This window comes from Desulfoprunum sp., assembly GCF_053613775.1.
In genome coordinates this window covers 1,419,402-1,433,341 of sequence record NZ_JBSHXH010000004.1, presented here as the reverse complement: position 1 = coordinate 1,433,341, position 13,940 = coordinate 1,419,402, and the positions used below count along the sequence as shown (strand labels likewise).

The window sequence follows — 13,940 nt, the reverse complement described above, 5'->3', positions numbered from 1 at the left end:
GGCCTGACAGGGCTCCCCCTTCACATCAACGGTGTTGGCGGCAGACGATGACTTCGCCGCCAATCCCGATGCCGGTTGCCAATGCCGCATCGCCGCCGACCACGGCGATCTCGATGCAGCCCTGGCTGTCGATCAGGGCTATCAGCTCACCGCGCTGTTTTTCAGCATAGACGGAATTCGGACCGTCGATCACCTGGTTGCCGACCTGGAAGGTGATCGTTCCATCGCCCGCGAACTCCACGACTCTCTGTCCCGGCAGATTGGTGCGCAGGTTGCCGAAATTGTCTGTGGCGATCACCCGGCCAATCAGCTGTGTACCGCTCTGGAATGGCTCGCTCTCACTCAGCCGGACGCAGTTCTCCCGCGGCACGGGTCGTCCCACCTCGGTGATGTCCATCCCGCCCGCCAGCCGGGCGGCGACCGGAGCCATGATGTCGCGGCCGTGAAAGGAGGGACTGATCGGGGAACGGAACAGGCGGTGGCTGGTGATATGGTGGACGATGGTGGAATCCAGCCTGAGAAACGGGGTGAAAATGCCGTTGTCCGGCCCGACGAAGGTATGCCCGGCCGAGTGGATGGCGAGGATCCGCCGGTCGGAACCGACACCGGGATCGACGATGGCCAGGTGAACTGTCGCGGGTGGGAAACAGGGGGCGGAACCGGCAAGGATCCGGGAGGCGCGGAGGACGTCCTGGGGCGGGATGGCATGGGTAATATCGATGATGGTGGCGTTGCCGAGGACGGTGAGCAGGACGCCTTTCACAGCCCCGACGTACTCATCGGCGGTGCCGAAATCCGTGGTCAGGGTAATGATGGGGTCAGTCATCTCTCCTCCGTCCGTTCGTCGATTTTTTTACAAGGATATACAGAGACCCCTTTTCCCGCATCAGACCGGCTGTATGCCGTGCTCGCTCGCTATCGCCGAGGAACAGATCGACACGGCTGCCGCCCCGGATCGCCGCCCCGCTGTCCTGGGGGAAGACGAAACGGTCGAGGGTGCGCCAGCGCTGCAGGCGGCCATCCCGATCGATGACCGGTTGCCGGGTCCTGAGAAAGGCCACCGTTCCGAGGGGAATGACGGACGGGTCGACGGCGACCGATCGGCCCGCGGTCAAGGCGATATTGCCGCTGCCTCTGACGGCGGCCCCGGCCTCTCCCCAGGTGAAGAAGATGTAGCGGGGGTTGGCGTGGAGGATACGCCGCAAATCCCCGGGATGGGCGCGCAGGTAGTCGACAATCCCCGGCAGGGTGGCCTGTTCGAGAGTCAGCCGCCCCTCATCGACCAGCAGCCGGCCGATGCTGCGGTACGATCGACCGTTTGATCCGGCGAACCGCACCGACCTGGAGGAGCCGTCCCGGAGACGGATTCTTCCCGATCCCTGTACATGCAGGATGAACGATTCGATGGGATCGTCGAGATAGAGGAGTTCAGTGCCGGCAAGGGGGAGTTGGGTCTCGATCTCCTCGCGGGACCAGTAGGGCACGAAGCGGTCGTTGCAGAATCGGCCGATGCGAGGGGTACCGCCGTTGTTTCGTTCGATGAGGTCCGGCGGTAGACGGTAGAGCGGATGGATGAACGGCGGGATCGGCTTCAGGCTGCCTTCCATGACCGGCTGGAAATACCCGGTCACCAGCATCCCGCCGGCAGTGGCGGCGTCCTCGCCGGTTCCCGCCCGAAAGAGGAGGAATTCCTCCTGTAACCGTCTGGATACCCTTTGCGGCGAATATTCCTGTTCGATGATCTGTATAAACGATTCGACGGATCGGCGGAGCAGTTCCGTCGGGACGGTATGAGTCCCCACTTTGACGCGATTGTCCTTCGGTATCCGGTGCAGGTATTCCGCCTGACGTCTTGCCGCCTGGAGCAGGGATTGCCGGTCGAGATCGTCGACGAAGAGCAGCTCTTCGTTTGTTGCCGTGATTTCCGCAGCCCGGCAGCAGGAATGGAGCGGGATCGAGGAAAAAAAGACCAGGAGCAGAACGATGATTGCGACACGCGAAGAAGGATGGAGAGGCCTGTTCCTCATCGACGTGCCGCTGCGATTCAGTATCCGCTATTCAACGCTTCGGCCAGTTGCGATACCGCCATGGCGTATCTGTTGGAATTGTTCCAGGCAGTGATGGCCTGGAAATTGGGGTAGCCTGCGACATAGCGGAACCCCCCGCCTTCCATCGGATGGACTTCGAGGCCGACAATCGTCAGCCCCCGGTCCTGTGGCGGGCGGGGCAGGGTCACGCCTTGAGTGCGAGTGACCTCATGCCACTCGACAAGGGATTTTCTGCCGGCAAGATTCGCCTGGACGAGTCGGTCGGAGCGGAGCTGGTTGCCTATGTCGACGTAGACCGGGGCGTCCAGCACCCATTTGAAGCGGTGCAGGTAGTTGGCGATGGAGGCGAGGATATCGTCGATCGAGCCAAAGACGTCGCGCCGCCGGTCACCATCGAAACTGACGGCGTACTCCTGAAAACTGGAGGGAATGAATTGGGTCTGCCCGAAGGCCCCGGCGTAAGACCCCTTCACCTGCAGGGGATCGAGCTGGTTTTCGCGGCAGAGCAGCAGGAACTGGATCAGCTGGTTGCGAAAGAACTTGGAGCGGCGCGGATAGGCGTCGAAGAGGGTGTTCAAGGTCTGAAAGACGCCGTATTTGCCGTGGTTGGCTCCGAATCGGGATTCGATCCCCCATATCGCGATCACGTACTCACGGTCAACTCCGATCTCCGCCTCGATCCTGTCGAGCAGGGCCTGATGCTCCTTCAATTTTTTTTTGCCGGTCGCAATGACGGCGGGGGTGATGAACAGCGGCCAGTATTCGTAATATGGCTTCGCTTCCCACTGCTTGTCCATCAACTCGAGGACCTTCCTGTCGATGACGACCCCGGTAAAAAGGGTATCGAGGTCCTGCTGGGTAAAATGGTGAACGTCACGCAGTTCCTGAAAGAGCTGGCGATAATTTTCCCCGCGGATATCGATTTTCTGGCCGTTGACCACCATGTCGGCGGCTTTCGGGTATTCCTGCGCCAAGGCGGGGAAGCAGCCGAAGAGGGTGACGGTCAGGACAACGATGAGATGTATGCATCGTTGAACGGAATGACTATGAACGTTGAGAATAAGCGTACCTCATTGCGTTGGGTTGGCTATGGATGGGGGCGAAATTGCCGAAGATGAATCATGGACACAATCAGTGCGATCACTGATACATCCGCTGGAATTCCGCCAGAAAACTGTCAAGCATCGCATGGGGGAGACTGGTGACTCCGGCCGCACCGGCCCTGCCGCCTCCGGTCGGGAACTTTCTGCACAGGGTGTCGGCGTCCCGACTGTCACTGAGCGGCGCCCGAACACTTATCCGCCAACTGCCATCTCGATTGCTGGTCATGAGGGCGTGGGCGGCATCTGTTTTCTCGGTGGCCTTGCGATTGGCGAAGACCCCGGAGACACGCCTCGCCCATGCGGTGTCAGGAAAAAAATATACTCGATTTTTGCCGGCGAGTCCATGTTCCTTGATCCGCAGGGCCTGTTCGAGATCTGCCTGAAATCCCAGACGAAGCCGGGGCAGCAGCGGCGACTGGGCAAAAAAATCAAGCGGATCATCAAATTGGGCCATACCGGCATAGAGGGCGAGCGGAGCGATATGCAGGTCGTCCACCGTCTCGCCGTAACTGTTGTAGTTCAGCAGTTCCCCGGTTTCCTGCAACTGCTGTATCCGATCCTCGGAGAGGACAAGCTCTCTGGCGAGTTGACGGGCCGGGATGTCGAGGTTGTCGCCGAAGGCCCCGCATACGGCCCACTTGCCGTATTTTCCGCCGATCAGTGCATTGACAAGCAGGGACGTGCAGATATCCGGTCGCTGGTCAATACAGGCTGTGAGCAGGTGCGACCTGGGGATGTCTCCGGCATAATGGTGGTCGATATACTGGATCCTGTTGCCCTGATGAAGCAACCGCAGGAGAAACTCCCGGTTCCGGTCGAGGGAGATATCGAGGACGGTGATCGAGCTGCCATGCAGGTCAGGGACCTGGGCGAGAAGCAGGGTATCCCTCTTGGTCCCGGTGATCCGGATGGCATCGGGGATGGGCTGTGCCAATCGCAGCTGGAGGAGGGAGCACAGGCCGTCGGCATCGCCGTTGAAGATGTCATGATGCATGAATGAGCTCTGTTGATCCTCTCGGGACCCGGAATATCCGGGTCCAAGACTGTCCGGCTCCAGGGAATGTCCCTGCAGCCGGTCGATCAGTCGCCGAGACCGGGACTTCCGCCAATATTGGCAAGATTAAAGACAACCATGAAGGCAGTATCTTCAGGCGTATAATTCGATTCCAGAGAGACAGACCAGCACAGCGCCTGATAGGTCAGGGAGACGGTTGCCTCCTGCGTTTCGTCGTTGGATATCGAATGTTCAACATCGATGAGTGTAAACCAGTTGTTCAACAGATGGGTGCGGATGATGCCGTTGATCTGCTCAATGGAGGAATCGTCGTTGAAGCTGTAATCGAGGCTGAAATGGTCGCCTCTCTTGGTGCGGTACGTCCCTTCAAGGGAGTGCGCCACAAATCCGTCGCCATACGCGTCGAGATCGGTCTGGTATTCAACGGTCAGATAGTTGGTCGGGGTCCAGCCGGTCCTGAGGAATATATCGGAAAACCGCCCGTCCGAATCGTCGCTGATGAAATCATTGGTGGCCGATGACAGGTCGGAGAGGCCGAGAACATCGGACGACGAGTCGCCCGCATAATCGTCGCGGAGATCGTAGTACTGACTTACCTGGACGTAGGCATAATCTTTCAGGATGGAGTTGCCGCTGGCGTAGTTGTCGAACAGATTGAAAAAGTTGTCGACACCGTAGACCATCCGGTTGATGTCCTCGATGGCATCGACCTCATCGAAGATCGGGAGTTCATCCTGATCGACATCGGGCAGGAACTGGTACTTCACATAGGGATGGACCTGGTGGTCAAAACCGCTGTTGCGGCTTGCGTCGTCGAAGAAATTTTTCAGGACGGTGGTGCCCACCTCCCACTCGAAATCGGCCAGAAGACGGTTCTGCTGGTCATCATTGGTCCATTGTCCGTCGCCGTAGGTGTTGACGAGGTAGAATGTTTCCCGTACTCCGACCTCAGCCCTCGATTCCAGGTACTGGCCGAGCGGCACCGGTGCACTGAGTGTGGGATGGATATCGAAGCGATGGCCGCCGACCCCGTCTTCCCGCCAGTAATTGACATATTCCGATTCCCAGTCGTAGCTGAAATCGGTTTCGCCGATCGTCTTGAATCCAGTGAAATCGAAGCTCGGTAACTTCCACAGCGGCGTCGGGCTCGATTCATCGGTACGGACATCGTTGACCCCGAGCAAAGTGCCTTCGAGTGTCATGCCGGACCAGGACTTCATGACCTTCAGCGTGTTGTCTCTGGTTTCAGCCCGTTTGTAGTCAAAATCCCGTCCGTATTCCTCGAGAAAACGATCACTGGTATTGTTGAAGCCGTTGACGCCGGTACTGAACTCCGTCAGATAATCGCGATCGGAGACGATGTCGAGATCGAGGCGGGTCTGCCAGTCATCGCCGAAGGTGTGATCGGCCTTGCCTCTGATCCAGTAACGATCGCTATTGGTATGGGTAAAACCGGTATCTTGATAATAATCGGTCTCCGATGGGTCTGACAGCTCGTCATCAAGCCAGGTACCGACAATCGCACCTTTTTCCATTTCACCCTGGGCGTACCGGAACTCGAGGCCGGGCATGAATCCGCGGTTGGTGTAGTACTGCGGATAGAAGGTCATGTCGGCGGAATCGGAGATGTTCCAGAAGAACGGCAGGTTCAGGCCGACGCCGTTGTTGGTCGAAGTCGAGAATTCAGGAAAGAGGAATCCTGTCTGCCTGGTATACTTGACGGGCAGGATCAGGTACGGGGTATAGAATATCGGCACGCCCTTGACATTGAAACGGGCATGCTTGAGCACGGCGTAACCGCCCGGCTCGATCCTGGTGTCCTTGCTGGCGAAACTCCAGGGTGGCGTCTCCCCTTTTTCGACCTTGCAGGTGATCGCCCAGCCATCACCGATGTTGTAGGTGTTGACCCCGGTCTTTTCGATGGTCTTCCCCTCGAGGTGAAGCGACTTGTTGTTGCGGACGACCGTGGCATTGGTGAACGTGCCGGTTTCCTTGTTCAGGTCGATGCTGGCCTGGTCGGCGGTCAGCACGTCTTCTCCGGTATTGATTTCCACATGTCCACGAGCCTTGATCGATTGGAACGTGGTGTCGTATACCATCCAGTCGGCCTTGATGGTCACCGTGGTCTTCATGGTGGCAACGGGGGCGGCATCGACCTGTTCCGCCTTGACTTCCTTTTTCTTTTTCGGTTTTTCTCCCAGCAGCTCGCTCCAGTCCGTCATCCCCTTTTCTTCATCGGTCACCGGTGGCGGTGGCGGCAGTTTTTCCCTCTTTTCAAGGATGATATTGCCCTCGGCGACGACACTCTGCGGATCTTCGTAGCGGGTGATCTTGTCGGCCGAAATGTTCCACTCTTCCGTCGCAACAGATTCGGCATGCAGCATCACCGGAGCGGATTGGAATGCCAACAGGCTGAGCGCGGTTGCAGTGATATATCTTTTTGCTTTCTGAAACTGCGGGGAGTGCAATATCACAGTAGACTCCTTGTGAGAGAATTCATTAAAGAGGATGCATGGATGTCATGGTAGCAGCCGACATCCCGACTCGTCAAGCGGGTACCTCACCTCCTCGTCATGGATATTCAGCTGATTCAACGGTGTAATGGATATGTTCAGGCAGTTGAAATCACTGATCTCCTGAGTCGACGGCGCCAATCCGGATTAATCTGGAAATCTACGGTTCTCCGCCATTGGTGTCAAGCCAAAAGTCATAGATTTGCCTTGATAATAAAGGGAATTTGTATTATTTTCAACCAAATGTATCAGCCTTTCTGAACCAGCTTGTTTTGCAGTGCACTCAACTTCTCTCCCTGGCGATTCCTGTCATATCCGGAGTACTTGATACGAACGAGATCGGAGAACTGTTGCAGGGGTGCAGTGAAGGGTTTTACCCATGTCGGGCGGCAGCATGACGTCGGCGGGCAGGGGGAGGGGTGATGCACGACGGCAGTGCGCAGGCGATGGGAGACTGCGGCGGATTGCGAATGGATAGGCGACATCCGCTCCACTCCCCCCATCGAGGCATGAGCGCAGGAATTGGCGACAGGTGTCTTGTCAAGAAAAATCATTTCCGGTTCTTCGGTTCTTCCGCTAAGATACCAGGGACCGAATCGGTTTGTCGGTCAGGGAAATGACTTGGCACTGCACCTGTTATTGAACATCACGACCCGTTCCAGGTCGATATGATGAATTATGTCGGCAGATGAAGAAGAGACACCTATTTTCGTGTCTTCTTCAGTCGACTGCAAGATTTTCGAGGAAGATGCCTCTATTCGGTATCATCTGCGATAAAGGAAAACGAACAGTATGACTGCAAAGAAAAAAACAGAAGAAAAATCAATCGAAGTTCAGGCGAAGGCGACAACCGGCGCCTGGTGGAAAAGCACCGGTGCCGGGGAGGGGGAAGCGGAACCCGTCGCGGGAGGAGCAGAGGAACGGAAGACCGACGAAGGGAAAAGCCCACAGCCGGCACGGGGAAGAGGGCGAAAGAAGGCCGCTCCTCCGGTGAAGATCGACGAACCCGGGCTGGATGCGGTGATTCCTGTCGAGCCCGAAACTGCTGAAAAAACCAAGCGAAAGCGCGCGACAAAGAAGAAAGCGGAGGGCGAGGCTGCCCAGGCCGGGGTGGCAGCGGTTCCGATCGAGGCATCAGAACAGGGCCCGGTCCCCGACAGTATTCCTGCCGGAGAGAAGGTGGAGGTAGTCGCCGAGGCCCTTGCCACGGCAGAGTTGCCTGGCGAGCAGGCTGCAATCCCGAAGGCCAGGAGAAAACGCTCGCCCCGGAAGAAACGGCCGCTGCCGCCGGAGACCGGCGCTGCCGAGTCTGTCGAGGAGCAGATGAGCCCCGTGACGGAGGGGACCCCTGAGGTTGTCGCGGTCCCCGAGGTGGAGATGAACTCCGAGGATGGGGCGGGCGGCGACGATACTGCGGGCCGGGAGATACCGCTCCCCCAGGCAGAGGAGAAGAAACCCGGTTCGCGCCGGTCGCGACGGGGAAGGCGTTCCAAACGCAAGGACGGCGGCGACCTCGAACTTCCCCGGAAAGACGCTGCCGCGGCTGCCGATGCCGAGGTGCCGGTGGCCCGACCCGGAGAAGGTGCCCGGTCGATGCGGGGGAGACGTCGGGTTCAGGATGACGAGGATGTCGAGGTCGAGGATCTCGACGACACCTTTGTAGAGGATGAGGACGAAGAGGGCATCATCGAAGAGGAGCAGCTGCCGGAAAGCACCCGCAAGCCGGTGTGCAAGCTGCTGATCAATGCCGAAGAACCCGAGGAGTGCCGCCTTGCCCTCCTCGAGGATGGCCGCCTCGAATCGATCCATGTCTCGACCATCAACCGGACGCAGACCAGGAATAATATCTACAAGGCCAGGATTGTCGCGACCGAACCCAACCTGCAGGCCGCCTTCGTCGATTACGGCACGGAGAAGAACGGCTTCCTGCCCTTCAGCGAGATCCATCCCGAGTATTTCAAACAGGATCTCTCCAGTGAGACGAAAAGGCTGGTCGAGGCGCAGAACTGGAAAAAGCTCAGCATCACCGATGTGGTCGAGAAGGGGCAGGAAGTGCTGGTCCAGGTGGTGAAGGAGGAGGTCGGCAAAAAAGGGGCCAACATGACCACCTACCTGTCGCTGCCCGGCCGCTGTGTCGTCCTCATGCCCGGCTCGGACTCCTCCGGCATCTCGCGGAAAATCTCGGGCGAAGAGAAGCGGTCGCAGTTGCGGGAGGCCATGAACTCGATCGATGTCCCCGAGGGAATCGGCTGGATTGTACGGACCGCAAGCGTTGATATCACGGAAGAAATCCTGGCCCGCGACGTCGCCTATCTGCTGCGTCTGTGGGACGAGATCAAACGCAAAGGCCAGGAACTGGAGGGAGTGGGGCTCGTCTACGAAGAGCAGCACAGCATCCTGCGGTTCCTGCGCGAACATTTCGATCCGTCCATCGAAGAGATTCTCGTCGATGACCGTGCGGCCCTCGAGCAGGTCAAGGAATTTGTCGAGATGCTGCCGGCGGAACAGCGGAAGGTCCGGGTGCGCCTGCACAAGGGGGCCCGGCCGATCTTCAACCAGTACAGCGTCGAAGATCAGATCGAATCGATCTATCAGTCGAGGGTCAATCTGCCCTCCGGCGGATCGATCGTGATCGATCCCACCGAGGCCCTGGTGGCGATCGACGTCAATTCCGGGTCGACCTCCAAGGGCAAGAATTTCGAGGCCTCGATCTTCCAGGCCAACATGGAGGCGGCGTCGGAACTGGCGCGCCAGCTGCGGCTGCGCGACCTCGGCGGCCTGATCGTGGTCGACTTCATCGACATGCGCAGCAAGAAAAATATCCGTGACGTCGAACGGCAGGTCAAGCTGTCGATGAAGAAAGACAAGGCCAAGGTCGATATGAGCCGGATATCCAAGTTCGGGCTGATGCAGATATCACGGCAGAAGCTCGGAGCGCCGATCGAGGCCGGTAATTACCGGGTGTGCGAACATTGCAAGGGTCGCGGCATGGTACGATCGGTCGAGACCCTGGCGCTGTTTTACCTGCGACGGATCCAGACCGGGGCCAGCCGCAAGAATGTGGTAAAGGTTGAATGCCATTTCCCTCTCGATGTCGCCCACTATCTCCTCAACAACAAACGCCATGAAGTGCAGGAGTTGGAACATAAATACGGCACCGAGGTGATGATCACTGCGGAGGCGTCGATGAAACCGGCCGACAACGAAATCCTGTTTCACAAGGCTGAAAAAGAGCCGGCGGCAAAAATTCAGGCTTGAGGAAAGTCCGCATATAGGGTATACAATCAGCTCTTTTCGCACCAGTGGCTCAGCTGGATAGAGCAACGGACTACGAATCCGTAGGTCGGGGGTTCGAATCCCTCCTGGTGCACCAGTAAATTCAAGGGGTTAAGTCAATTTGGCTTAACCCCTTTTTCGTTCCGTTATCGGCCGGTTATCGGAAATTATCCTAATTATTGAACGGGTAATTTGTTTAATAATTTTGAAGTGTTGGGTTGAAAAAAAAGGATTACAGGCATCGGCCAACATATTTGTCCCTTAGCGCCAATTAATATTCGACGTGACCCCGATATACACACCGGTAAGGGATAAACCAGCTACGGCCTAAATTCGTTCGTTTTCGAGCCATATACGTCTCTCCTTCTTGTTTTTAAATATCACACATCTCCTTCGCGATCTTCAGCGCCGCTGTCCTGCTCCCATACTCATCGTTCTTCCGAGCCTCCGCAAATCCCCGACTCCTCAACGCTATAGTATACATCAAATCATAGCGATTCGTCGGCCAGACGGTAGGAAAGTGCGCCGGATCGAGAAGTACAATACACGCCACCCCACGCCCGCTATTCCGCGTCACCGTCCAGTACGGGCTGTGAATACCCGCCTCCGGATTACGCTTGAACGGCCCGGCAATCTTCCCTTCAATATAATGATCCGAACCCGTCCCCGCGCCGCCCTCCGGATCATTCCAACCGGCATCGAGCCAAAAGAAGGTATCCGGAAAAACAAACCCGTCCCCGACGCCCCGGCACATTGACTCCTTTATCCCGAACGGAAAAATCACCAATGGGTCATGATCTTCCAAAACCTGTTCCAGCGTCTTCATACCGCACCTCCTCCTGTAAGCTTTTTCCTAATAGGAGGAGATGTCTCCTTGTGGAACGCTCTTACTAATTGCGGACTCCACTTGCCTCCCCGTAAGGTTTGGATTCCCTCGGCGTTGAGATGATCAGCTATCTGCTGGTAGCTTTTCTGCCTCTCTCCTAATCTCGGCTTTCTTCGTAACCGGCGGACCACCTTCAAAACTTCATGCTTCCTTTCCGGGTCTATCTCGCTCCACCCCTTAGCCCCTTCGCATTTACCTGTATCCGCCTTCTTCCTTATACGAGCTTTCTTGAGTCGTTTAATCAATAAGGACTTTTCAAGTTCGGCGAATATCCCCTGGATTTGGATAATGGCCTTTTTCATAGGATCGGAGTGGATAGCTTCTGTAATATTCTCTCCGGTAGAGGCGTTGAACAGAACGATCTTTTTGCTGGCGAGATAAATCAGGAGCTGTTCTTGGATAACGTATTCGCGGGCCAATCGGTCCAGGCGCTCTACGACAATTGTATTGACCCCGTTTGAGAGGATATCGGTAATCATCTCTTGAAAGGCGGGGCGGTCTTCTTCTCCCTTTGTGCCTGAGATCCCCTTTTCCTCGTAAAAGTGGGGGATGATGATCTTGTTCTTTTCGGCGAATTCAAGAATTGAATCCCGTTGTCGGTCGAATCCGTCTTTATCAATTTGCCCCTTACCGCTTACCCTTAAATAACCATATGCTTCCATATCGCCTCCAATAGTTTAAACGTTTATAACCTATATATACGCCTCCTAGTGGGGCAAGTCGAGTATTATTTAAAATAAATCTAAAAAATTATTTTAAAAATGCAAATCTATATACCGGTCGTATGTAAGGGTTTCGCATTCCCTTCAGCAGGAAAAGGTAGACAAATTGCTCGTAACAGAAATTCTCCCTGGGGAAATTGCAGGAGGGGCTTTGGGAATAAAGTATTGTAAATTAAATGTGCATTGTGTAGCTTCTTGAAATTGCACATACAATTTAGAGGTAATAAAAAGATGAGATATCGTGCTGAAATTGATGGCCTACGTGCTCTAGCTGTTATCCCTGTAATTTTGTTCCACGCTGGTTTTAAGCCTTTTAGTGGGGGATTTGTCGGAGTTGATGTTTTTTTTGTTATCAGCGGATATTTAATCACAACTATAATTCTCTCTGAAATGGAAGAAGGCACCTTTTCTTTGCTCAATTTCTATGAGCGAAGGTTTAGGCGCATCTTGCCCCCTCTGTTTTTGGTTATGCTAGTCTCACTGCCATTCGCATGGTTGTTGCTATTCCCTTCTGATATGAAAGACTTCTCTGAGAGTTTAGTGGCTGTCTCTATATTTTCATCAAATATTCTTTTTTGGCGGGAGACGGGCTACTGGGACACGGTTAATGAACTAAAACCTCTGTTGCATACATGGAGTCTGGCAGTTGAAGAGCAGTATTACGTTCTTTTTCCTTTATTTCTGTTGCTGATGTGGAGGTTTCGTAAGCGATGGATATTCGGCTCCTTTGTGACGATTGCAACTGTTAGTCTAGCTATCTCACAATGGGGAGCTTATAACAAACCTTCAGCCACTTTCTTTTTACTACCGACGAGAGGTTGGGAACTTGCTATAGGTGCCGGGATTGCATTTTATTCCCTGTACCGAAAACGGGACATTCGCACTTCCTTATTTCATAAATCTATTGACGAAATTTTCGGACTGGTTGGCCTGTTGATGATCGGATATTCAGTTTATGTATTTGATGAAAATGTCCCATTTCCAAGCGTTTTTGCTTTAATTCCTACATTAGGAGCAGGGCTGGTTATCTTCTTTGCGTCGTCACAAACTATAGCCGGTAGATTTCTCGGATCAAAGTTGTTGGTTGGTATTGGCCTAATTAGTTATAGTGCTTACCTTTGGCATCAACCAATATTTGCTTTTGCTCGCCATAGGGCGTTAACGGAACCAGATAAACAACTATTTGCAATTCTTGCCGTCCTTTCGTTTCTTCTTGCATTCTTAAGTTGGAAGTATATAGAGAGGCCGTTTAGGGATAAACAAAAGATAAGTAAAAAGGCAATTTTCATTTTTGCTATGACTGGTTCAATAGCCTTTATAGCGCTTGGAATGGCTGGTCGATTAACAAATGGTTTTGGCTACCGTTCTACAAAGAGTGGGGTAACAATTCAATCCATAGAAGAAAAAACGGAAGTGAATCACGGGTTAAGTAAAACTTGCGAAGGATCATTCACGTTATCAACTGATTGCAGAACAAGTGCTGAACCAGAAATACTCATATGGGGTGATTCTTTTGCGATGCATTTGGTGCAAGGTATTATGGCATCAAAGCCCGACGCGAAAATAATACAGATGACTAAAAGTTCGTGTGGGCCTTTTTTTGATGTTTCCCGAGTTACGGAACCAAAATATCCAGTAAGTTGGGCAAAAGGTTGCTTAGAATTCACAGGTCAAGTACGAGAGTGGCTTAAAGAGAACAAATCGGTTAGGTATGTTGTGCTATCATCTCCATTCGATTCCTATATATCGAATAATAATAGTTTGCTGTTCCGAAATGGAGATATTGTCGAAGCAAGTATGGATTTGGCAATGATAGAATTTAAAAAAACACTTAATGAATTGGAATCAATGGGAATTATTCCTGTAGTCTTTTCCCCTCCACCTACAAATGGAACGAACTTAGGACGTTGTTTGACTCGTGCTGAATGGAATGGTTTGGATCCTGATGATTGTAACTTTCAACGAGGCGAAATTATTGAGGATCAGTCGTATGTGAATAACTTTCTAGAATCTATCGGAAAACGATATAGGGTCATTGGCCTTGATAATCTTATTTGTGATAACTCTGTATGCAAGACAAACATCGGATCGATCTTTGTTTACAGAGACGACCTTCATTTATCTAAAGAAGGTTCAGCATTGCTCGGAAAGAAATATTCTTTCTATAAAATTGTTACGGAAAGTTTTACCGATAATGTCTCTGGGCGTCTGGGTGTGAATTTTGAACATCCAACTCCCGCCGCCTCCGTTGTTCCAATAGCCCGGCAGTAACATCAATTGTCGCCCATTCATGTCATGCCTCTGGTGGTGGCGATAGCGTAAACTTCCACTAATCACCTCCCCGGCTAAACGAACACTACTGCTGAACTTCTGGTTT

9 protein-coding genes and 1 tRNA gene are annotated in these 13,940 nt (G+C 53.9%); 3 read left to right on the top strand and 7 right to left on the bottom strand.

The window, feature by feature from the left end:
* Positions 1 to 25: 25 nt before the first annotated feature.
* The 5 genes from ACWGKN_RS10500 to ACWGKN_RS10480 form a co-directional block, all read right to left on the bottom strand.
* Positions 26 to 826, bottom strand: coding sequence for an SAM hydrolase/SAM-dependent halogenase family protein (locus tag ACWGKN_RS10500; protein ID WP_424253365.1), 801 nt, complete (start codon positions 824 to 826; stop codon positions 26 to 28).
* Positions 819 to 2,027 (bottom strand): murein transglycosylase A, encoded by a 1,209-nt coding sequence (gene mltA, locus ACWGKN_RS10495; protein ID WP_452095164.1) that lies wholly within the window; start codon positions 2,025 to 2,027, stop codon positions 819 to 821. The genes ACWGKN_RS10500 and mltA overlap by 8 nt, the downstream gene beginning before the upstream one ends.
* 17 nt (positions 2,028 to 2,044) lie before the next feature.
* Entirely contained in the window at positions 2,045 to 3,022 is a 978-nt protein-coding gene (locus tag ACWGKN_RS10490; RefSeq protein ID WP_424253369.1) for a lytic murein transglycosylase, read from the bottom strand.
* A 166-nt stretch (positions 3,023 to 3,188) separates the two neighbouring features.
* The gene (locus ACWGKN_RS10485; RefSeq protein ID WP_452095163.1) at positions 3,189 to 4,145 is read right to left on the bottom strand and encodes an acetyltransferase; all 957 of its coding nucleotides are present in this window, start codon (positions 4,143 to 4,145) and stop codon (positions 3,189 to 3,191) included.
* 86 nt (positions 4,146 to 4,231) lie between these two features.
* Entirely contained in the window at positions 4,232 to 6,640 is a 2,409-nt protein-coding gene (locus ACWGKN_RS10480) for an LPS-assembly protein LptD (RefSeq protein WP_035231064.1), read from the bottom strand.
* An 831-nt stretch (positions 6,641 to 7,471) separates the two neighbouring features.
* On the opposite strand from ACWGKN_RS10480, the gene ACWGKN_RS10475 reads away from it, so the two are divergent.
* Together ACWGKN_RS10475 and ACWGKN_RS10470 are read left to right on the top strand one after the other, a co-directional pair.
* Positions 7,472 to 9,937, top strand: coding sequence for an Rne/Rng family ribonuclease (locus ACWGKN_RS10475; protein ID WP_452095162.1), 2,466 nt, complete (start codon positions 7,472 to 7,474; stop codon positions 9,935 to 9,937).
* Between the two features lie 38 nt (positions 9,938 to 9,975).
* Positions 9,976 to 10,052 (top strand) — tRNA-Arg (locus ACWGKN_RS10470).
* 276 nt (positions 10,053 to 10,328) lie between these two features.
* Here ACWGKN_RS10470 and ACWGKN_RS10465 read toward each other — a convergent pair.
* Together ACWGKN_RS10465 and ACWGKN_RS10460 are read right to left on the bottom strand one after the other, a co-directional pair.
* On the bottom strand, positions 10,329 to 10,781 hold the full coding sequence (locus ACWGKN_RS10465) for a hypothetical protein (protein ID WP_452095161.1): 453 nt from the start codon (positions 10,779 to 10,781) through the stop codon (positions 10,329 to 10,331).
* Entirely contained in the window at positions 10,778 to 11,503 is a 726-nt protein-coding gene (locus ACWGKN_RS10460; protein WP_452095160.1) for a recombinase family protein, read from the bottom strand. The genes ACWGKN_RS10465 and ACWGKN_RS10460 overlap by 4 nt, the downstream gene beginning before the upstream one ends.
* 291 nt (positions 11,504 to 11,794) lie before the next feature.
* On the opposite strand from ACWGKN_RS10460, the gene ACWGKN_RS10455 reads away from it, so the two are divergent.
* Complete coding sequence (locus ACWGKN_RS10455; RefSeq protein ID WP_452095159.1) at positions 11,795 to 13,834, top strand: acyltransferase family protein; 2,040 nt, start codon at positions 11,795 to 11,797, stop codon at positions 13,832 to 13,834.
* Positions 13,835 to 13,940: the final 106 nt, after the last annotated feature.

Excerpts from the sequence above, each read along its gene's own strand:
- ACWGKN_RS10500 (WP_424253365.1), bottom strand. The coding sequence starts at position 826 with ATGACTGACCCCATCATTACCCTGACCACGGATTTCGGCACCGCCGAT.
- mltA (WP_452095164.1), bottom strand. The coding sequence starts at position 2,027 with ATGAGGAACAGGCCTCTCCATCCTTCTTCGCGTGTCGCAATCATCGTT.
- ACWGKN_RS10485 (WP_452095163.1), bottom strand. The coding sequence starts at position 4,145 with ATGCATCATGACATCTTCAACGGCGATGCCGACGGCCTGTGCTCCCTC.
- ACWGKN_RS10475 (WP_452095162.1), top strand. The coding sequence starts at position 7,472 with ATGACTGCAAAGAAAAAAACAGAAGAAAAATCAATCGAAGTTCAGGCG.
- ACWGKN_RS10465 (WP_452095161.1), bottom strand. The coding sequence starts at position 10,781 with ATGAAGACGCTGGAACAGGTTTTGGAAGATCATGACCCATTGGTGATT.
- ACWGKN_RS10460 (WP_452095160.1), bottom strand. The coding sequence starts at position 11,503 with ATGGAAGCATATGGTTATTTAAGGGTAAGCGGTAAGGGGCAAATTGAT.
- ACWGKN_RS10455 (WP_452095159.1), top strand. The coding sequence starts at position 11,795 with ATGAGATATCGTGCTGAAATTGATGGCCTACGTGCTCTAGCTGTTATC.